This is a genomic window from Dactylosporangium sp. CA-139066 (assembly GCF_050936175.1).
Classification (GTDB): Bacteria; Actinomycetota; Actinomycetes; order Mycobacteriales; family Micromonosporaceae; genus Dactylosporangium.
The window spans coordinates 4,104,874-4,122,737 of the sequence record NZ_JBNJNH010000001.1; the positions used below are offsets into that span (position 1 = coordinate 4,104,874).

General features: G+C 73.0%; 21 protein-coding genes and 2 pseudogenes. 16 read left to right on the plus strand and 7 right to left on the minus strand.

The window, feature by feature from the left end:
• Positions 1 to 15: 15 nt before the first annotated feature.
• The 4 genes and pseudogenes from ACQEVU_RS18770 to ACQEVU_RS18785 all read left to right on the plus strand — a co-directional run.
• Positions 16 to 429: pseudogene (locus ACQEVU_RS18770) on the plus strand (DUF1775 domain-containing protein); the annotation flags it as partial.
• Positions 430 to 546: 117 nt separating this feature from the next.
• Entirely contained in the window at positions 547 to 993 is a 447-nt protein-coding gene (locus tag ACQEVU_RS18775; RefSeq protein ID WP_433325173.1) for a hypothetical protein, read from the plus strand.
• 65 nt (positions 994 to 1,058) lie between these two features.
• Positions 1,059 to 1,616, plus strand: coding sequence for a hypothetical protein (locus ACQEVU_RS18780; protein ID WP_433325175.1), 558 nt, complete (start codon positions 1,059 to 1,061; stop codon positions 1,614 to 1,616).
• A 61-nt stretch (positions 1,617 to 1,677) separates the two neighbouring features.
• A complete protein-coding gene (locus ACQEVU_RS18785; protein ID WP_433325177.1) occupies positions 1,678 to 2,697 on the plus strand; it encodes an ImmA/IrrE family metallo-endopeptidase in 1,020 nt (339 codons plus the stop codon).
• A gap of 23 nt (positions 2,698 to 2,720) precedes the next feature.
• Here the strand turns inward: ACQEVU_RS18785 and ACQEVU_RS18790 are convergent.
• A pseudogene (locus ACQEVU_RS18790) lies at positions 2,721 to 2,912 on the minus strand (helix-turn-helix domain-containing protein); the annotation flags it as partial.
• Positions 2,909 to 3,619 carry a TetR/AcrR family transcriptional regulator gene (locus tag ACQEVU_RS18795; RefSeq protein WP_433325179.1) on the minus strand — a complete coding sequence of 237 codons (711 nt, stop codon included), beginning with the start codon at positions 3,617 to 3,619 and terminating at the stop codon, positions 2,909 to 2,911. The pseudogene ACQEVU_RS18790 and the gene ACQEVU_RS18795, both read right to left, overlap by 4 nt.
• 50 nt (positions 3,620 to 3,669) lie before the next feature.
• Here ACQEVU_RS18795 and ACQEVU_RS18800 point away from each other — a divergent pair, with 50 nt between their 5' ends.
• A complete protein-coding gene (locus ACQEVU_RS18800) occupies positions 3,670 to 4,557 on the plus strand; it encodes an NmrA family NAD(P)-binding protein (protein WP_433325181.1) in 888 nt (295 codons plus the stop codon).
• Positions 4,558 to 4,605: 48 nt separating this feature from the next.
• Here ACQEVU_RS18800 and ACQEVU_RS18805 read toward each other — a convergent pair whose 3' ends face one another.
• Together ACQEVU_RS18805 and ACQEVU_RS18810 are read right to left on the minus strand one after the other, a co-directional pair.
• Complete coding sequence (locus ACQEVU_RS18805) at positions 4,606 to 5,343, minus strand: alpha/beta hydrolase (protein WP_433325183.1); 738 nt, start codon at positions 5,341 to 5,343, stop codon at positions 4,606 to 4,608.
• A 204-nt stretch (positions 5,344 to 5,547) separates the two neighbouring features.
• The gene (locus ACQEVU_RS18810) at positions 5,548 to 5,916 is read right to left on the minus strand and encodes an integrase (RefSeq protein WP_433325185.1); all 369 of its coding nucleotides are present in this window, start codon (positions 5,914 to 5,916) and stop codon (positions 5,548 to 5,550) included.
• A gap of 141 nt (positions 5,917 to 6,057) precedes the next feature.
• Between ACQEVU_RS18810 and ACQEVU_RS18815 the strand changes: the two genes are divergently transcribed.
• The 5 genes from ACQEVU_RS18815 to ACQEVU_RS18835 are packed head-to-tail and all read left to right on the plus strand — an operon-like array spanning position 6,058 to position 10,079.
• Complete coding sequence (locus ACQEVU_RS18815; RefSeq protein ID WP_433325187.1) at positions 6,058 to 6,549, plus strand: hypothetical protein; 492 nt, start codon at positions 6,058 to 6,060, stop codon at positions 6,547 to 6,549.
• Complete coding sequence (locus ACQEVU_RS18820) at positions 6,546 to 7,043, plus strand: hypothetical protein (RefSeq protein WP_433325189.1); 498 nt, start codon at positions 6,546 to 6,548, stop codon at positions 7,041 to 7,043. The genes ACQEVU_RS18815 and ACQEVU_RS18820 overlap by 4 nt, the downstream gene beginning before the upstream one ends.
• Positions 7,040 to 7,969: a hypothetical protein gene (locus tag ACQEVU_RS18825; protein WP_433325191.1), complete on the plus strand. Its 930-nt coding sequence runs from the start codon at positions 7,040 to 7,042 to the stop codon at positions 7,967 to 7,969. The genes ACQEVU_RS18820 and ACQEVU_RS18825 overlap by 4 nt, the downstream gene beginning before the upstream one ends.
• Positions 7,970 to 7,993: 24 nt before the next feature.
• Entirely contained in the window at positions 7,994 to 9,172 is a 1,179-nt protein-coding gene (locus tag ACQEVU_RS18830) for a hypothetical protein (protein ID WP_433325193.1), read from the plus strand.
• A 40-nt stretch (positions 9,173 to 9,212) separates the two neighbouring features.
• A complete protein-coding gene (locus tag ACQEVU_RS18835) occupies positions 9,213 to 10,079 on the plus strand; it encodes an HNH endonuclease family protein (protein ID WP_433325195.1) in 867 nt (288 codons plus the stop codon).
• A 290-nt stretch (positions 10,080 to 10,369) separates the two neighbouring features.
• On the opposite strand, the gene ACQEVU_RS18840 is transcribed toward ACQEVU_RS18835, so the two are convergent.
• Positions 10,370 to 11,422, minus strand: a complete 1,053-nt coding sequence (locus ACQEVU_RS18840) for an NAD-dependent epimerase/dehydratase family protein (protein ID WP_433325197.1) — start codon at positions 11,420 to 11,422, stop codon at positions 10,370 to 10,372.
• A gap of 155 nt (positions 11,423 to 11,577) precedes the next feature.
• Here ACQEVU_RS18840 and ACQEVU_RS18845 point away from each other — a divergent pair, with 155 nt between their 5' ends.
• Genes ACQEVU_RS18845 through ACQEVU_RS18855 form a run of 3 tightly spaced genes read left to right on the plus strand, consistent with a single transcriptional unit; the run spans position 11,578 to position 14,368 of the window.
• A complete protein-coding gene (locus tag ACQEVU_RS18845; protein WP_433325199.1) occupies positions 11,578 to 12,231 on the plus strand; it encodes a glycosyltransferase family 2 protein in 654 nt (217 codons plus the stop codon).
• Positions 12,228 to 12,896 carry a TIGR04282 family arsenosugar biosynthesis glycosyltransferase gene (locus tag ACQEVU_RS18850; protein WP_433325201.1) on the plus strand — a complete coding sequence of 223 codons (669 nt, stop codon included), beginning with the start codon at positions 12,228 to 12,230 and terminating at the stop codon, positions 12,894 to 12,896. Before ACQEVU_RS18845 ends, ACQEVU_RS18850 begins: the two co-directional genes overlap by 4 nt.
• Entirely contained in the window at positions 12,893 to 14,368 is a 1,476-nt protein-coding gene (locus ACQEVU_RS18855; RefSeq protein ID WP_433325203.1) for a glycosyltransferase 87 family protein, read from the plus strand. The genes ACQEVU_RS18850 and ACQEVU_RS18855 overlap by 4 nt, the downstream gene beginning before the upstream one ends.
• A 30-nt stretch (positions 14,369 to 14,398) precedes the next feature.
• Here ACQEVU_RS18855 and ACQEVU_RS18860 read toward each other — a convergent pair whose 3' ends face one another.
• Positions 14,399 to 14,932 (minus strand): DUF84 family protein, encoded by a 534-nt coding sequence (locus ACQEVU_RS18860; protein ID WP_433325205.1) that lies wholly within the window; start codon positions 14,930 to 14,932, stop codon positions 14,399 to 14,401.
• Between the two features lie 202 nt (positions 14,933 to 15,134).
• On the opposite strand from ACQEVU_RS18860, the gene ACQEVU_RS18865 reads away from it, so the two are divergent.
• The 3 genes from ACQEVU_RS18865 (at position 15,135) to ACQEVU_RS18875 (ending at position 17,151) form a co-directional block, all read left to right on the plus strand.
• Positions 15,135 to 16,373: a molybdopterin-dependent oxidoreductase gene (locus ACQEVU_RS18865; RefSeq protein WP_433325207.1), complete on the plus strand. Its 1,239-nt coding sequence runs from the start codon at positions 15,135 to 15,137 to the stop codon at positions 16,371 to 16,373.
• Positions 16,370 to 16,840 (plus strand): hypothetical protein, encoded by a 471-nt coding sequence (locus ACQEVU_RS18870; protein ID WP_433325208.1) that lies wholly within the window; start codon positions 16,370 to 16,372, stop codon positions 16,838 to 16,840. The genes ACQEVU_RS18865 and ACQEVU_RS18870 overlap by 4 nt, the downstream gene beginning before the upstream one ends.
• Before the next feature lie 104 nt (positions 16,841 to 16,944).
• Positions 16,945 to 17,151, plus strand: a complete 207-nt coding sequence (locus ACQEVU_RS18875; protein WP_433325210.1) for a hypothetical protein — start codon at positions 16,945 to 16,947, stop codon at positions 17,149 to 17,151.
• Here ACQEVU_RS18875 and ACQEVU_RS18880 read toward each other — a convergent pair.
• Positions 17,124 to 17,570, minus strand: coding sequence for a GNAT family N-acetyltransferase (locus ACQEVU_RS18880; RefSeq protein ID WP_433325212.1), 447 nt, complete (start codon positions 17,568 to 17,570; stop codon positions 17,124 to 17,126). The genes ACQEVU_RS18875 and ACQEVU_RS18880 overlap by 28 nt on opposite strands.
• Positions 17,571 to 17,864 lie beyond the last annotated feature (294 nt).

The following is a 17,864-nucleotide window of genomic DNA, read 5'->3' on the forward strand; positions in this document are numbered from 1 at the left end:
GACGACGGCGACGTCACCGAGGCCGTGTCGAAGATCACCTGGACCGCCGACCCGGGGGCGGAGATCAAGCCGCACCAGTTCCAGGAGTTCGACGTCTCCCTCGGTCCGCTGCCGCAGACCGACCAGATCGTCTTCAAGGCCCTGCAGACGTACTCCGACGGCGACGTAGTGCGCTGGATCGACGAGCCGGCCGCCGGCGCCGAGGCCGAACACCCCGCCCCGGTGCTCAAGCTCGCCAAGGCCGGCGCCTCAGCCACCCCGACGGCGGGCGCGAACGCGGCGGCCCAGGACGCGAAGGCCATTATGGACAGCGGCCGCAGCGACCGGGACGGCACCGCCGTCACCCTCGGCGTGATCGCCCTCGTGCTGGGCCTGGCCGGCCTGGTCGCCGGCCTGCTCGCCTACCGCCGGGCGGGCCGCGTGCACTGACCACTGTACCGGGCCGGCGGCGCCCGGTACGCTCGGCCGCACAGCGGCTCGGCGGCCGCGACCCAGCGATGTCGGTGGCGGTGCACCGGTTCCTCGACCTCGTGAAGGAGCCCCGCCATGCCTGCCGCCGCCGAAGCCGTCACGGAACGTCCGGCGCCGTCCCGTCCCCGCGACACATGGCTGCGCGTCGCCGCCGTCGCCCTGGTCGCGGTCGCCGTGCTGGCCGCCGTCCTGCTCGCCCGCGGCAACGACCCCGAGCCGGCCGCCGGTCCGCCCGCGGCCGACATCGGCGACGGGCCCGTCGACCGCACGGTGAGCATCACGATCGCCAACCGGACGGCCACGCCGCCGACGAGCCGCGTGGAGATCGCCCGCGGCAGCACGATCCGGATCACCGTCACCTCGGACGCCGCCGACGAGCTGCACGTGCACGGCCACGACCGCAGGGCCACCCTGACGCCGGGCGTGCCCGCGTCCGTGGCCTTCCGCGCCGACACCGCCGGCCTGTTCGAGGTCGAGACCCACCTCAGCGACCTCGTCCTGGTCCAGCTCGTCGTCCGGTAGTCCGGGACACGCCGGTCGTTGCCCCACTGTTGCAAGTTACTGGCAAATACAGCACAGTGGCAGTGGTGGAGCGGGATGATCGTGGCCGGATCCGGGTCGAAGTACTGGTGGCGGGGGCTCGCGACGGGGCGGTGTACTACCGGCCGGTCGACGGCGAGCTGCCCCCGCAGGCGCATCCGGACGCCGTGGCGGCCGGGTTGGCCGCTTCGCTCGTGGACGCCCGGCCGGTGGCTGCGCCGGCCGGGTTCGGCGGCGCCCAGAGCGATGGTCCTCAGCCCGGCTGGGCGCCGCCGCTGACGATCCTGCACTCCACCTCGTGGCGCTACGCCGACGGTGCGGTGGTGCTCACCTACGTCGCCGTCGTCGACGGCGAGCCCGAGCCGGGCGCGGTGCGGCTCGGCCCGCACGGCATCGCCCATTCCGGCGACCCGGTCGCGCCGAGCCCGCCGCGGATCTGCCCGGACGCGGTCGCCACCCACGCCGTGCGGCACCTGGCGTGGCTGCGCGCCGGCGACGAGGTGGTGGCGACCGCGCTGGCCGGGCACCCGGCGCTGTGGCGGGCCCTGGACGGCTACACCCCCGCGCCGGCCGGCCGACCCGAACGGGTGGTGTCGGCTTCCTGACGTCCGGACGGGCCGCCGTGCGCAGTCCTGCTGAACACCACGACGACGTTCGGGAGGCGACATGTGCGCGATCAACGGCTGCGAGAAGGAAGGCACCACCACGGTCGGGGAGGGCGAGGACTCGTTCGACCTGTGCGACGAGCATGCCGATAAGGAGCTGTACCCGCGGACCCTGTGCCGGTGCTGCCGCAAGGCGGTCCGGATCGCCGACACCCCGGTGCGCGGGAACCGGCCCTACGGGCCACCCGACGACTTCCGGCTCTGCACCAAGACCTGCGACCTCCTGCCGAAGGACCGCTGCGCCGGCTGCCGCAGGATCGTCCGGGTCGGGAACAACCCGATCGGCAACTCCAGCAGCTACCGCGACGGGAAGATCCGGCTGTGCGCCACGTGCGTCGGCCAGGTGGTCGACGGGTGCGACTGCCGGGCCTGTGGCGCGCCGGCGGCGTACCGGACGGCGGACGGGCTGCGGCCGCTGCGTGACGCCTCGGAAGTCACGCCGGTCGGCAACGAGGACACCGTGGTGGGGCGGCGGTGCGGGGTCTGCTCGCCCGGCTCGCTCAACTCCAGGCAGGAGGCGCAGCAGTACTACGACGTCGTCGTGCAGTGGATGACCGGCTGGGCGCAGAACAACGGCGTGGCCTACCCGGACTACGGCAACCGGCTGACGTGGGACGTCGCGCGCGATGCGACGTTCACGACGGAGGCCGGCGGCCAGACCCTGGGCGAGTGCGTGACGAAGACCCGTGGCAACGAGCCCAAGCGGCACGAGATCCAGGTGCTGAACTTCATCCGGCCGATCGCGTTCCAGCGCACCCTGGTCCACGAGCTGACCCACGCGATCACCAACGAGCTCAACCTCGGCAACCACGACAAGATCGAAGGATTCTGCAACTACGTGGCGTACTGCTTCATGCGCCACATCGAGGCGAACGGCCAGAGCGCCGCGGACCAGCAGGAGGCGACCGACCACATCGCGCGGATGGAGGCCAACGACGACCAGGAGTACGGCGTGAACTTCCGTACGATCCGCGACGATCTGGCGCAGACCCCGAACGGCGCGATCGACTGGCTGCGTTGACGGAGCCGCATCGACAGGATGTCGCCGAGCTGGCACTGCAGGGCCTCGCACAGCGCGGTCAGCGTGGTGAAGCGGATCGCCTTGGCGCGGCCGTTCTTCAGTACCGACAGGTTCACCACGGTGACGCCGACGCGCTCGGCGAGCTCGGTCAGGGCCAGCCCGGGCCCGGCGAGCAGCCGGTGTTCGTCCTCGGCCGGCATCGGATGAGCCGTCATGTCACGAGGCGGCGCCGGCGGGCGCGCTGGCGGCAGGTCGGGCCGCAGTAGCTGGGCGGGCGGCCGGTGGTGTGCACGCGCATCCGCGCGCCGCACTCGAGGCAGTGCCCGGTTTCGTGACGCCGGCCCGCGGTACCGTCACGAAACTCGGTGTCTTTCGTGAGCAGGCCGTCGAGCAGCAGCCGCACCAGGCGCCGGCCGCGGGCCCGGCTGTGATGCGCCGAGCGCAGTGCCGCGCCCCCGGCGATGAGCGCGCTCAGGTCGTCGGCCTGCATGTCGGCGCGCACCGCGCCGCCGCGCCGCGCCGCCACCAGCAGGCGGTCCAGGGCCGCGCGGAAGTCCACCGTGGCCGCGGCCAGCGTGGCCCGCGGCCAGCTCTTGTCGGCGGTGAGGCCGTCGCAGACCCGCATCCGCCCGGCCGACTGCTCGATCGCCTCCATCAGGAAGCCCACCAGCGCGTCGCCGGGCGCGGCCCGGGCGGCCCACCGGTCGGCGGCGCGCACCAGCTCGTGAATGTGCTCGGCGAGCACCGCCTCGAACAGGATCTCCTTGCTCGGGAAGTGCCGGTAGACGGTGCCGGCGCCGACCCCGGCGCGCTGCGCGATCCGGGTCAGCGGCACCTCCAGCCCTTCCTCGGCGAAGACGCGCATCGCGGTCTGCAGCACGACTTCGCGGTTGCGCAGGGCGTCCGTGCGGGCGGCGGTCATGTCACGAAATCCTTGTCCGGGTGGTGGAACCGGGTGGATCGTTCCGAATCATGACAGTACCTCGCACCCACGACCCGATTCTCGTCACCGGCGCCACCGGCAAGCAGGGCGGCGTCACGGCCCGGCGGCTGCTGGCGCTCGGCCGGCCGGTCCGGGCCCTCGTCCGGGACACGACCGCGCCGGCCGCGACCGCCCTCGCCGACGCCGGCGCCCACCTCGTCCACGGCGACCTCGACGACCCGGCGAGCCTCGCGGCCGCGCTCGACGGCGCCGCCGGGATCTTCGCCATCCCGCCCGTCACGTTCGAGCGCGACGTCGAGGTGGCCCGCGGGCGGGCGCTCATCGACGCGGCGGCCGCCGCCGGGGTCGGGCAGATCGTGTTCAGCACCGTCGCGTCGTCGTCGCCGAAGGCGCAGTCGGCCGAGGGCAAGGCGCTCATCGAGCGGTACCTGCACGACCGGATCGAGTTCGCCACGGTACTGCGACCGGTCCGCTTCATGACCAACTACCTCGGCGCCGGGGTGCGCGGCGTCGACGGGATCGCTCATGGCGTACACCGTCATCTGTTCCCGCCGCACGAACCGATGCAGGTCATCGCGCTCGAGGACATCGCCGACTTCGCCGCCCTCGCCTTCGCCGACCCGGCCCGCTTCGCCGGGCGCACCCTGGAGCTCGCCGGCGACGAGCCGACCCCGGTCGAGGCGGCCGCGGCGATCACCGCCGCCACCGGCATCCCCGTCCGCTACGAGCAGCTCGGCGACGACGAGGCGGCCGCGCTCGGCCCGATGTTCATCGAGACCCTCAAGCGGTGGCGGGCCGGCGGGCGCTGGCACGCCGACATCGAGACCCTGCGCGTCATCCACCCGGGACTGCGGACCTTCGAAGACTGGCTCGCCGAGTCCGGCGCCGCCGCGCTGCGCGCCCAGCTCGCCGAGTGAGACTGCCGGCCGATCCTGGCCGGCAGCCCCCAGCGTCGGCGGCCGGCCCTACTTCAGGTGGCGGGCGAAGAACCGGCTCGCCTCGTCGCCCTCGAAGTGCGGGACGCCGGTGTGCCCGCCCATGTTGGCGTGCAGCGTCTTCTCCTTGGAGCCGAAGGCGTCGAACAGGTCCAGGGCCATCTGCCGGTCGTTTCCTTCGTCGTCCCACTGCAGCAGGACCTGCAGCGGAATGGTGACCTGCCGGGCCTCCTCGAACATGGCGCGGGGCACGAAACTCCCGGCGAACAGCAGGGCGGCCGAGATGCGCGGCTCGACCACCGCCAGCCGGACGCCGATGGCGATCACCCCGCCCGAGTACCCGACCGGCCCGCCGATCTCGGGCAGCGACTGGAGGGCGTCCAGAGTGGCCCGCCATTCCGGGACCGCCTGCTCGACCAGCGGGAGGACGAGCCGGTCGACGATCTCGTCGGCGACCGGCTCGCCGGCCTGCAGCGCCCGGCGCAGGTCGGCGCGGGCCTCCTCGGCGACGGCGGAACGGGGCCGGTCACCGCTCCCGGGTAGCTCGATGGTGGCCCCGGCGTAGCCCTCCGCCGCAGCGTGCCGGGCCCGGGCCGCCAGTCGCGGGTACATCCTGCGCATTCCCCCGGGGTGGCCGATCAGGATCAGCGGGGCCGGTGCGGATGCGGATGCGGATCCGGGCGTCCACAGGATGCCGGGAATCTCGCCGAGGGTGAATTCGCGCTCGAGGACACCGTCGTCGAAGCGCAGCTCAGCAGTGAATTGCATGGTCGTGCCTTTCGGGAGTGCTCGTGAACGGCGCTCCCGGACGACCTATCGCCCGGCCGTGACCCCAGAGGGGAGCACCCATGTCGAAACGTTCACGGGTACCACCTCCTCGGTCTCTCGCACGGCCTCGGGCAGGCTAGCAGCGGCCGCCGTCTCCCGCCAACAGGATTTGTGACGGTGTTCGGGACCGACTGCCGGCGGGGGCTAGGTTCGGCGCTGCTCGGCGGTCCACAGCAGGTCGGTCAGCACGAAGCCGGGCAGTGTCACGCCGGCCCCCGACGTGACCTGGAAGGTGCCGCCGCGGGCCGCTGGGGCCCAACCGGCGCGCAGGCCGTGGTCGATGAGCGCGCGGACGTCGGCGGCCGCGGGGTAGGGGTACACCTCCTCGGTCGGTGCCGGTAGAGCGCGCTGCGTCACGTCCGCCTGCAGGGCGCAGCTGGTCTTGCCGCCGCCCCACACCCGGATCCGGATGCAGCGGTGCCGGCGGCCGTCCGGGCCGGGCGCCGCCCGCACGTCGGCCTTCCAGGCGTACTCCCGGCCGTCGATGTGGAGCTTCCGCAGCCTCGACTTCATTGCCCCATGATCCCAGCGACCGGACCGTGCCGGCGGCGGGCCTCGGTACCGTCAGCCGCGGCATGACCGAGCACGCGGCTCGTCGGCCTGTTCCGCGAGGGCCAGGCGGCCGGCGACTTCCGCGCCTTCGACCCCGCCGTCGTGGCGGTGACCAACTCCTCGGGCCTACCCATAGTGCACCGGCGGCGCCACGAGCTTGGGCTCGACGCGATCGGCGCGAAGTGGCCGCCCGGCGGGACTCGGCCTCGCCGACGAGCCAGGATCCGCTTCGTCGCCACCCGGCCCGGCCAGGAGCGCCGCCTCGGCGAGGACGACCTGGACATCGCCACCGTCCGGCGCCGCCGCCTGGCCGAGCACGAGCGGGAGCGGGCCGCGCTGGAGACGGCCCTGCGCGAACGGCGCACCGCGCAGCTGGACGCCGAGGCCGCGCTGCGGACCGCGGCGGCCCGGTACACCGGGCGCGTGGAGGCCATGCGGCAGCGCTGCGCGGGTTTCGGTCACTACACCGAGTGGCGCATCGCCGCCTACTGGCGTTCGCTGCTGCGCTCGAATCGGTTCAACCGCCGCGGCGGCTGGAAACCGCTGCCGGAGCCGTGGCCCCGCTGGGCACTGGAGAACGGCGTCTCCCCATGAGCCACAACCCGCTGCGCCGGCTGTTCGCGTCGGCCGGCCCCGCCCCGGCCGAGCCGTCGGCCGCCGATCCGCGCCGGGACGTCGAGCTGTGGATCGAGCGGCTCGCCGCCGGCGGCTCCGTCGACGAAGGCAACGCCCGCGTGCTCGACCGGATGATCGACGCCTGGCGGGAGCAGCAGCTGCAGCGCATCGACGCCTACTACATCGACCGGCGGCGCGCCCACGAGGCCGCGCTGCTCGACCTTCAGGACCGCCTGCGCGCGGCCGAGCTGCGACAGGAACGCGCCGCCTGGGTTATCGACCGCTATGCCGCCGTGTCCGGCGCCGAGGAAGGCGCCGAGGCCGGCCCGGCCGCCGCTGACGAACCCGCCGGCTCCACCGGCATCGCCGAGCCCGTGACCGGACGGCGGCCGGGCCGTCGCCGGGCGCCCCGGTCCGGACCGTTCCGGGCCGCCGGGCCGGGCTGGGACGGCACCGGCCGGGTGGCGTCGTGACGGCCGCCGGGCCGCCCGGGCGGCCGGACGAGCCCCGCCTCAGCCTCGCCGAGCAGGGCGCCTGGAGCGGCTGGGGCCGCTGGGTGTTCGTGGCCGGCGCCATGGCCGGCGACGTCATGAACTTCAAGGTCGTTGTGGCCGAGCTGGCCGGCGTGCTCCAGGACGGCGAGGTCTGGGTGCTCGTGCTCGCGTTCACGATCCTTGCGATCGGCCTGGCGCACGTCGCGGGAGCGGCGCTACGCGGGACCGGCCCCGACCGGTCTTCCGGGCGGCCGGGCGCCGGACGCGTCGTCGCGGCCGTCATGCTGGCGGTGCTGTGGCTCGCGCTCGGCGCCGCCGCCCTGTGGATCCGGCTCACTCACGGCTCGGCCGCCGGCGGCGACCCGCTTGCCGGACTCGATCCGGTCGATCCCCTCGCCGGACTCGACGGCGCAGCGGGCACGGCCCCGGCCGGCGGGCTGCCGACCGTGGACCTCGCCGACCTGCCGATGGCGGTGCTGTTCCTGCTGCTGTACCTCGGCGGCGGGCTCATGGCATTCTGGCTCGCCTTGGACCACGGCCCGGACCGGATCGCGTTGTTCGGCCGGCACCTGCGGCTCTGGCGGGCGGGCCGGCTGGCGGGGCGGGCCGAGCGCAGCGAGCACCGACGCCGGCTGCGCGGCCGACCGCACCCGTGGGCATACCGGCGGGCCCGGTCCCGGCATCAGCGCGCCACCGCCGACGCCGAGCGGTTGCGGCGCCTCATCGAGCACACCCGCGCCGACGCCGGCCGGGACCCGGAGCGCCGCGAGGCCCAGCGCGCCGGCACGTTCGCCCAGGCTGACGAGTTCAAACAGCTCGCCCGCGTGGCCCTGACGGCGCGGCTCGGCAGCCCAGCCGCCACATCGGCGATCACGCACCAGCAGCCCGAGACACCGCACCGGTGACGCCCCGAACCGAAGGAAGGTCGCATGCCCGTCCACCGTCTGCTCGCCGTCGCCACGGCGCTCGCCCTCGCCGCCGGCACCTTGGCCGCCTGTTCGGGCGGCACCCAGCCCGGGTCCGCCTCCGGCACCGGCGGCGCCCAGCCGGGCAACGGGTTCGCGGTTGTCGTCGGGGCGCACGCTAACAGCCCCCGCCCGGCGCTGGTCGGCGGCGTCGGCTCGCTCATCGACGCCGCGGTGACCGAGGGGAGCCGGGCCTCGATCGTGGTCAACGACGGGCAGCCCGTGCTCAAGGGGCCGGTGGCGCTGGCCGCGCAGGGCAACAACGACGAGGCGCGCAAGCAGAGCATCACCAAAGTCTCCGCAAGCTTCGCCGCCAGGGTGGTCGCGGTGCGCGCGGCGGTACCGGAGAACGACCTGCTCGGCGCGATCACGCTCGCAGCCCGGGCGACCTCCGGTGCCACCGGCACGCGGACGCCCGTGGTGATCGACAGCGGGCTGCAGACCGTGGCCCCGCTGCGCTTCCAGGACCCCGGCGTCCTCGGTGCCGATCCGGCCGACGTCGCCGAGTCGCTCGCGAGCGCCGGCGCGCTGCCCGACCTAACCGGCGTCACGGTCGTGCTCAGCGGCATCGGCGACACGGCCGCGCCGCAGCAGCCGCTGAGCACGGCCCAGCGGGCCAACCTCGTCGCGATCTGGACCGCGATCCTCGAGAAGGCCGGGGCAGGCGTCACTGTTCAGGACGAGCCGCTCAGCGGGGTCGCGACCGACGGGCTGCCCGCGGTCGCGACCGTGACGCTGCCGGCCACGGACCCGTTCGCCACCATCGGCGTCGAACCCGTCTCCAGCATCGACCTCGGCCAGGAGACGGTCGGATTTCTGCCGGACCAGGCCGTGTACCGCGACCCGGCCGCCGTGCAGCAGACGTTGAAGCCGCTCGCGGAGAAGATCATCGCCCGGCACCTGCTCGTCAGCCTGACCGGGGCGACGGCGGGCACGACCGGCGGCATCACGCTCTCCCGGCAGCGGGCCGACGCGGTCAAGCAGACCCTGGTCGGGCTCGGCGTCGATCCGGCCACCATCGCCACCGAGGGCCTCGGCGCGAAGGCGCCAGGGCACGTGCCCGACACGGACGCGAACGGACACCTGTTACCCGGCCCGGCGGCGCAGAACCGCAAGGTCATCGTCGAGGTCCGGCGGCCCTGACGTGGACAGCCGATGGCGCACTCACGCACGCTGGCCGGATGTGCCGGGCCCGGCCGGCCCCCGCGCGACCCGGCGCCGGGTCTGGCCGCTGATCACCGCCGGCGTGCTCGGCGCGTTCCTGCTGGGCCTGCTCGCCGCGGCCTGGGCCGGAACCGGCCGGACGACCGGCTCCCACCCGGTCGCCGAGGTCACTGAGGCCCCCGATCTCAGCGGACTGGACGGAACAACGCCGGCCACCACGAGGCCCGCCACGACGACCACCACCCCGGCCGCAGCGATGCCCACACCGCCTCCGGCAGCGACGCCCACGACGAGCGTCGCACCCGCGAAGGCCAGGGTCGCCGACCTCGTCGCCGAGGTATATCAGCTGCCGATCGTCGACGCCCCGGTCACCGCCGCCTATGCGCGGGACCGGTTCGGCCCGGCCTGGTCCGACACCGACGGCAACGGCTGCGACACCCGCAACGACGTCCTGCGCCGCGACCTGCAGTCGGTCGTCACCGCGCCCGGCGACCCTGCCTGCACGGTCGTCGGCGGCGTCCTCACCGACCCGTACGGCGGGTCGACGGTCACCTTCGAAAAGGGCGTGACCAGCGATCAGGTCGAGATCGACCACGTGGTCGCCCTGGCCGACGCCTGGCGCAGCGGCGCCTCGGCCTGGACCGACGAGCGGCGGCTCCAGTTCGCCAATGACCCGCGGGAACTGCAGGCCACAACCGTCCAGCAGAACCGGGCCAAGGGCGACGCGAACGCGGCGGACTGGCTGCCGGCGACCGGCCGGTGCGCGTACGTCGCGCGCCAGGTCGAGATCAAGTCGGCCTACGGCCTGTCGGTCACCACGGCGGAGCGGGACGCGTTCGTCGCCACACTGACCTCGTGCGGGTGCCCGCCCGCGCCGACGAGCTGAGGCTCACGGCACCAGCCGGGAAGGTGACCCGGAAGACGCTGCCCTCGCCCTGGCGTTTGACCGTCGGCGCACACTGCCGGTGGCATGAGCGGAAGTCGGGTTGTGATCTTTGGCAGGATGATTTCTACTGGTCGGACGGACTGCCGACATCGAAGAGGTTGCCCTCCGGGTCGGCAACGGTGGTCCACTGCGCACTGGGTCAGGGCGCGGGCGTCAGTTGGCGAGCTGATCGCGACATGACAGCGCACCCGATCTTGATCGATGAGATGCGGTCCCGTGCGACCGGCTGCTCAAACCCGCAGCGGTGCGCGGGCAAATTCGGTGACGCCCTCTTCGAAGCCGACCGTCGCGTTGAAGCCGAGCTCCCGACGGGCCCGTTCGGGCGAGGCGACCACGTGCCGTACGTCGCCGGCCCGGAACTCGCCGGTCACCACCGGCGGTGGACCGCCACAGGCCGTCGCCAGCGCCGCGGCCAGCTCACCCACCGTGCGTGGCCGGCCCGAGGCGATGTTGTACGCCCGGAACCCGCCAGGCGGCCCGCCGGTGGCATCCAGCGCGGCCAGGTTCGCCATCGCCACGTCGCGGACGTGGACAAAGTCCCGGCGCTGCCCGCCGTCCTCGAACACTCGCGGCGCCACGCCGCGCTCCAGCGTAGAGCGGAAGATCGCCGCCACTCCGCTGTACGGGGTGTCGCGCGGCATCCGCGCCCCGTACACATTGTGGTAGCGCAGCGCCACCGCATTCGCCCCGACGACTCGCGCCCACGCCGCGGTCAGGTGCTCCTGGGCCAGCTTGGTCGACGCGTAGACGCTGCGCGGCTCCAGCGCCGCATCCTCGTCGACCAACCTCGGGACCAGCGGCGCGGCGCAGCGCGGGCATGTCGGCTCGAACCGGCCGGCCGCCAGGTCATCCACCGCACGCGGGGCCGGCCGGACCGCGTCGTGCGCCGGGCAGGCGTACGCCCCCTCGCCGTAGACCACCATCGAGCTGGCCAGCACCAGCCGGTGCAGGCCGGCACGGGCCATCTCGGCCAGCAGCACCGCGGTGCCCAGGTCGTTGCAGCCGACGTAGTCGGGCAGGTCAGCCATGTCCACGCCCATGCCGACCATCGCGGCCTGGTGCACCACCACGTCGACCCCGCGCAGCGCGGCGGCTACCGCCCCGGGATCGCGAACGTCGCCGCGCACCAGCGGTACGTCCGCATCCGACGGCGCGTCAGGCAGGCCGCGGTGCGCGGCCGGGTGTAGCACGTCGAACGCGACCACGTCGTGCCCGGCCGCCATCAGCAGCTCCACCACGTGCGCACCGATGAATCCGGCACCGCCGGTGACCAGTACCCGCATCCGCCGATTCCTCCCCCGGTGGGCGGTTGCCGCAAGCGGCCACACCGGCGACGATACCGCCGAAGCGTCCGTCAGCGGCCGCGTTCGCACGTCGTAGCATCCTCGATTCGCCGAACCGTGGATCGGCCTGCCACGGCGTTGGGTAGCGTCCGATCGTGACGGATGTCGTGCTGCCCTGTCTCAATGAGGCACCCGCGCTGCCGTGGCTGCTCTCCCGGATGCCCGCCGGATACCGGCCGATCGTCGCCGACAACGGCTCCACCGACGGCTCACCCGAGGTCGCCGCCGCCCACGGCGCCACCGTCGTGCACGTGCCGCAACGCGGCTTCGGCGCGGCCGCGCACGCCGGGCTGCTGGCCGCCACCGCCGACATCGTGTGCTTCTGCGACGCCGACGGTTCGTTCGACCCGCAGCAGCTCTCCCGGGTGACCGACCCCGTCCGCGCCGGCACCGCCGACCTGGTGCTCGGCCGGCGCCGGCCGACAACCCGCCGCGCCTGGCCGGTGCACGCCCGGCTCGCCAACGCCCTACTCGCCCGGCGGCTTCGCCGCGGGATCGGCGTGCCGCTGCACGACCTCGGCCCGATGCGCGCCGCACGCCGCGCCGACCTGCTCGCCCTGAGCCTGCGCGACCGGCGCTCCGGCTACCCCCTCGAAATGGTGGTCGCGGCGGCCCGGGCCGGCTGGCGCATCCACGAGACCGACGTCGACTACGCCCCCCGCACGGCCGGAACCCGGTCCAAGGTGACCGGCACCGTTCGGGGCACCGCACAGGCGATCCACGACATGGCCAAGGTCCTGTCCACATGAACATCCAACTCCTGCTGTTCGCCAAGGCACCGGCACCCGGCCGGGTCAAGACCCGGCTCTGCCCACCCGCCACCGGCCGGCAGGCGGCCGCGATCGCCGCGGCCGCACTGGCCGACACCATCGACGTCCTCGACACCACCCCCGCGATCCGCCGCACCATCGTGCTCAGCGGGCGGTACCCTGCGCCGGCCGGCTGGCATACCGTGACCCAGCGCGGCAACGGCCTCGCACAGCGGCTGGTCCACGCCTACGCCGACACCGCCCTACCGGATACCGCCACACTCCTGCTCGGTATGGATACCCCGCAGGTGACCGCAGCGCTGCTCGCGACCGCCGTGCAGGCGCTCCACGACGGCGCCGACGCCGTGCTCGGACCCGCCCACGACGGCGGCTGGTGGACCCTGGGCCTGCCCCACCCGGCGCACGCCGCCGTGCTGGGCGGCGTACCGATGTCCACCCCGGACACCGGCCGGCACACCCTCGCCGCGCTGGCCGGACTGGGCCTCACCGTCACGCTGCTGCCCGCGCTCCGCGACGTCGACACGGTCGCCGACGCCCACGCCGTCGCCGCGCAGTGCCCCGACAGCCGCTTCGCCGCGGCCGTACGGGCGCACCTGCCAACGCCGGATCCGGCCGCGGCGCCAACCGAGCCCGGCCCCCGGTGACCGGCGCCCAGCCGCCCGCCGCACCCGCCATGGCCACCGACAACGCGCCGCCGACCCCGCACCGGCGGTGGCGCCGAGCAATCGAACACGGACTCGCGGTCGCCGGCGCCCTCGCGACCGGGGCGACCCTCGCCGTACTCGTAGCCCAGCCCGATGCGGTCGCGCCGGGCCTCACCGGCCCGACCCGGGCAGTCGTCTTCGTCGGCGCCGCCTGGCTGGTCTTCGCCGTCGGGGGGTGGCTGGTGCGCCGGCTCCCGCTCCGCACGGCCACAGTGCTCATCCTGCTCGGCGGCGCCGTGCTGCCGCTGGCGGCCGCAAGCGCGCCGCCCCGCAGCAGCGACGACATGTACCGCTACATCTGGGACGGCCAGGTACAAGCCGCCGGCATCGACCCCTACCGCTACGTCCCGGCCGCACCCGAGCTGACCGGCCTGCGCAACGACTTCCTGTGGCCCCAGCACGCGAACTGGTGCGTCCCGGCCGGCGCCGTCGACCCCGACCACGGCCGTCCACTCGCGGCAGGCTGCACGGTGATCAACCGGCCGACCGTACACACCATCTACCCACCGGTCGCCCAGGCACTCTTCGCGGCTGTACACGTCGTGTCGCCGCCGCACAGCCGGCAGGTGCCACTGCAGCTGGCAATGGCCGGGTTCGCGCTGGCCACCACGGTCCTGCTGCTGATCGGGCTACGGGCGACGGGCGCCGACCCCCGGCTGGCGGTGTTGTGGGCGTGGTGTCCCACGGTCGCGCTGGAAGCAGGCAACAACGCCCACGTCGACGTCGCCGCCGCGTTCCTCACCGGCCTGGCCCTGCTCGTACTCGCCCGGGCGCGCACCCGCCGCGCCAGCACCCTCGGCGGCGCCCTGCTCGGGCTCGCCATCGCCACCAAGCTCACCCCGCTGCTGATCACCCCTGCCGTGCTGCGCCGACGCCCGGTCCTCGTCGCCACGGCCACCGCCACCGCGGTCGCCGCTGTCTACCTGCCCCACCTGCTCGCCGTCGGCACCCAAGTGATCGGCTACATCCCCGGGTACCTCACCGAAGAGGGCTACGCCACCGGCGCCCGGTTCCCCCTGCTGACCCTGTTCATGCCGACGACCTGGGCCGGGCCGGTCGCGGTCGTTGTCCTCACCGTGGTGGCGCTGCGCACGGTCCGCACCGCCGACCCGGACCGGCCATGGCTGGCCGCTACCGTCATGACCGGCACGGCGCTGCTCGTCGCAGCGCCCAGCTACCCCTGGTACGCACTGCTGCTCGTCCTGCTGGTCGCTCTCGGCGGCCGGACCGAGTGGCTGGCCGTCGCGGCGGCCGCCTACCTCGCCCAGTACGCCCCCAACCTGCACCTCACCACGGCATCCACGCAGCGGATCGGCTATGCCGCCGCGCTCGCCGTCGTGATCGTCGCCGCGCTCCACCGGCACCGGTCGAGGACAGCGCCCACGCCACAGACACCCGGCGTCGATACGTGAGCACCGCGTCGGCACCCCAGCACCACAAGCTCAGATGTTTCCCATGAGCTGTGGATGCAAGAAGGTGACCACCGCGGCGACGACAGCGTCGGTGAATGCGCTCGTCCTGTCGATCGCGCCGTTCGACAGGAGCCCGAATATTCCACCATGTTGCTTCGTGTTTCGAGCCTTGAATATCTGATCGCAGGCATCACCGAGTTCGTGCCCCTGCCAGATCAGTTGCATCACCGTCGGCGGCACGACGATTCGGACCGTGCTCGCCATTCCTTCGATGCCCTCGCGGTCCACGACGTACACCCACCCGCAGTTGAACCAATGTGGTCCCACCTGCTGCAGTCCGCCCTCGAGACCGACACCATAGTCGGCGTTCGCGGTTTGCCGTGCCACGACCGCGCGGGTTCGAGCGCCGCTGCGGGCTTCTTCGTCGCTCATCGGCTGATCGGAGACGCCTGACGCGACCGAACATCCCTCGACGCACCACTCGCTGCCGGGCCACACGGCGTTGAATGCCGCGCGAACGGAGGCGACTTTCACCGGGTTCCTCGAACCTACGGCAACCAGCACCGCCGGATGCTAGCACCTCACAGCATCAGCGAGCCCCGGGTCGACATGGGGATACGGGGGTTCAGGTTTGCCACGTGGACGGACGGGTAGTTGGCAGCGTCCGGATGGCACGAGCACGAGAGGCAACCGGGGAGTGGCGGACGATCGGGCGGGTCCGGACGCAGCGTCACCAGGCCGCCGGCCGGCTGGGCCGCCCGGACCTTTGAGTCGCGAATTCTGGCGCAGCCCGATCCGCGGTCCCTGGCTGACGTCGGTGTTCGGCCTGGTGCTGCTGGCCGGGGTCACAGCGCTGTTCGTGACGGGCCTGTTGTCCTACGCCGCCTACAACCCCGACCTGGGCAACGACACCACCCCGGACAAGGGGCTGCTGGGCTTCTACCTGTTCGACTGGCCGACGCACCCGGCCTGGCTGTACCGGCTCACCCAAGGCGTGCACGTCACGCTCGGCGTCGTGCTCATTCCGGTACTGCTGGCCAAGCTCTGGTCGGTCATCCCGAAGCTGTTCGACTGGCCGCCCGTGCGCAGCCCCGCACAGGCCCTGGAACGGCTGTCGCTGCTGCTGCTGGTCGGCGGGGCGATCTTCGAGTTCGTCACGGGTCTGCTCAACGTCCAGCTGTTCTACGTCTTCCCCGGCTCCTTCTACAGCCTGCACTTCTACGGCGCCTGGGTCTTCGTCGCCGCGTTCGCCGCCCACGTCGCCCTGAAACTCGGCAAGATGACGCGCGCCCTGCGCTCGCGCCGACTCCGCGACGAGCTTCGCACCGACCTTGCGCACACCCGTCCCGAGCCCGCCGACCCGGACGGCCTCGTGTCACCCGCACCGGCCACGCCGACGATCTCGCGGCGCGGCGCGGTAGGGCTGGTCGGCGCCGGCTCCCTGCTGCTGCTCGCGGTGACGGTCGGGCAGAGCCTCGGCGGCTGGGCGCGGTACACGGCACTGCTGGCCCCCCGCAACCGCAACCCCGGCGGCGGACCCAACGGCTTCCAGATCAACAAGACGGCTTCGTCCGTCGGCATCACCGCGACCGACGCCGGCGATGCGTGGCGGCTGATCGTGCGGGGTGGCGACCGTGAGCTCACCCTGACCCGGGAGCAGCTGCTCAGGCTGCCGCAGCACGCCGCCGCACTGCCGATCGCCTGCGTCGAAGGGTGGTCCACCGAGGACCAGCACTGGAGTGGGGTGCGCCTGGCCGACCTGGCCGACCTCGCCGGCCTGCCCGCCGCGGCGAACGTCCTGGTGGAATCCGTGCAGCGGACCGGGTCCTTCCGGTCCGCCGTCCTGCGCGACAACCAGATCCGCGACCCGCGATCGCTGCTCGCCCTGCGGGTCAACGGCGCGGAACTCTCGCTCGACCACGGCTATCCCGCTCGTGTGATCGTGCCGGCCAACCCGGGTGTGAACAACACCAAGTGGGTGGGCGCACTGACCTTCCGGATGTGAGCGTGGCCCGCTTCATCCGCTGGTACGGCGCGAACCCGTTGCATCTGCTCGCTCTCATCTGCGCATTCGCGGTGGCCGGCTATGCCGCCGTGCGACTGTTCGCGGTCCAGCCTCTCGGCGTGGCCGTGTGGCTGGTCGGCGCGGCCATCGCGCACGACCTGATCCTGTTCCCGCTGTACGCGGTCGCCGACCGATCGGCCCGGTCGGTGCTGTACCGCCGCGCCGCGGATCTGCGCACGATCCCGTGGATCAACTACCTGCGCGTACCGACAGTGCTGTCCGGCCTCCTGCTACTGGTGTGGTTCCCGCTGATCTTCAGGATCGTGCCCGGCTTCGAAGCCGCCACCGCGCTGTCACAAGACGTCTACCTCGGCCGCTGGTTAGCGATCACCGCCGTGCTGTACGGCGGGGCAGCCCTCGCCTTCGCCCTGTCAGTACGCCGGACCCGCCCGGCCGGCGGCGGATAGTCCAGTAGCGTAAGCAACACAGCGCCGACAACGCCAAGACGTCCGCCTCCACGCCAAGCACCTGCGCCCGCGGCTGGTCCGCCACGCCGGCAAAACGGCTCACCGTGACCGTCGACGGGGCAATGCCGCACGACGCCGCCTCATGGGCGCACCTGACCGGTTCGTTCGCCAAGCTGCTCGCCGCCGAGATCGACGACGCCGACCTGTTCTCGCTGTGGCCGGAGTGCATCTGCGGCATCCCGCGACCCGGATCCGGAGTATCCGGCTTCGGTAGACGTTTCCATCAGGGCAGATCGCGGCGCAGGACGTAGTTGAAGCCGAACTCTGTCTCGGTGGAGCGGACGTCGATATAGCCGAGCCGGCGGTAGAAGTCATGCGCTGTGATGCTCGCGCCGGTTTCCATGTGGTCGTAGCCGTCGATCGCAGCCAGCGCCTCGATGTGGCGCATGAGAAGCCGTCCTACACCGCGACCGGCGGCCCGAGGGTGCACGAACATGGTGTAGACCTTGTTGCCGTCGCGAGAGACCGTGCCGGCGATCCCGTTCGCTTCGGCGACGAACATCTGCCGTTGCGTGGCGAGTTCCTTGATGCGTTGTTCGGTGAAGTGGCCGCACATCCGTTCGATGACCTCGCTCGGATAGTCGCGACTGTTGACCTCACGCAGGCAGCGTTCGATGAGGCCCGCCACGGCGAGGGCGTCGGCGTTGTCGAACCGTCTTATCGTCACCATCGATCCATCTTCTGGTGCAGCAGCACCTTGAGTCTCGGCACCGCCGAAGACTACTGGTCGGACGGGCTGCCGACATCGAAGAGGTTGCCCTCCGGGTCGGCAACGGCGGTCCACTGCGCACTGGGTCAGGGCGCGGGCGTCACTTGGCGAGCTGCGCGCCCCGCTGACCCCTGAGCAGGACCTCGAGCTCACACGCCCCTGGCGAAAGCGATCTATCGGCCCAGCTGCTGGCCAGGTGGGCCGTCTCGCCGGTGCCCTGCTCGAGTTCGGTGAGGAACCAGCTTCAGCCAGTTG

What these genes read in the sequence shown, in the direction of transcription:
- ACQEVU_RS18800 (WP_433325181.1), top strand. Translation starts at nt 3,670, where the DNA reads ATGACAGTACCTCGCACCCACGACCCGATTCTCGTCACCGGCGCCACC.
- ACQEVU_RS18830 (WP_433325193.1), top strand. Translation starts at nt 7,994, where the DNA reads ATGCCCGTCCACCGTCTGCTCGCCGTCGCCACGGCGCTCGCCCTCGCC.
- ACQEVU_RS18810 (WP_433325185.1), bottom strand. Translation starts at nt 5,916, where the DNA reads ATGAAGTCGAGGCTGCGGAAGCTCCACATCGACGGCCGGGAGTACGCC.
- ACQEVU_RS18880 (WP_433325212.1), bottom strand. Translation starts at nt 17,570, where the DNA reads ATGGTGACGATAAGACGGTTCGACAACGCCGACGCCCTCGCCGTGGCG.
- ACQEVU_RS18850 (WP_433325201.1), top strand. Translation starts at nt 12,228, where the DNA reads ATGAACATCCAACTCCTGCTGTTCGCCAAGGCACCGGCACCCGGCCGG.
- ACQEVU_RS18775 (WP_433325173.1), top strand. Translation starts at nt 547, where the DNA reads ATGCCTGCCGCCGCCGAAGCCGTCACGGAACGTCCGGCGCCGTCCCGT.
- ACQEVU_RS18820 (WP_433325189.1), top strand. Translation starts at nt 6,546, where the DNA reads ATGAGCCACAACCCGCTGCGCCGGCTGTTCGCGTCGGCCGGCCCCGCC.
- ACQEVU_RS18840 (WP_433325197.1), bottom strand. Translation starts at nt 11,422, where the DNA reads ATGCGGGTACTGGTCACCGGCGGTGCCGGATTCATCGGTGCGCACGTG.
- ACQEVU_RS18805 (WP_433325183.1), bottom strand. Translation starts at nt 5,343, where the DNA reads ATGCAATTCACTGCTGAGCTGCGCTTCGACGACGGTGTCCTCGAGCGC.
- ACQEVU_RS18795 (WP_433325179.1), bottom strand. Translation starts at nt 3,619, where the DNA reads ATGACCGCCGCCCGCACGGACGCCCTGCGCAACCGCGAAGTCGTGCTG.
- ACQEVU_RS18785 (WP_433325177.1), top strand. Translation starts at nt 1,678, where the DNA reads ATGTGCGCGATCAACGGCTGCGAGAAGGAAGGCACCACCACGGTCGGG.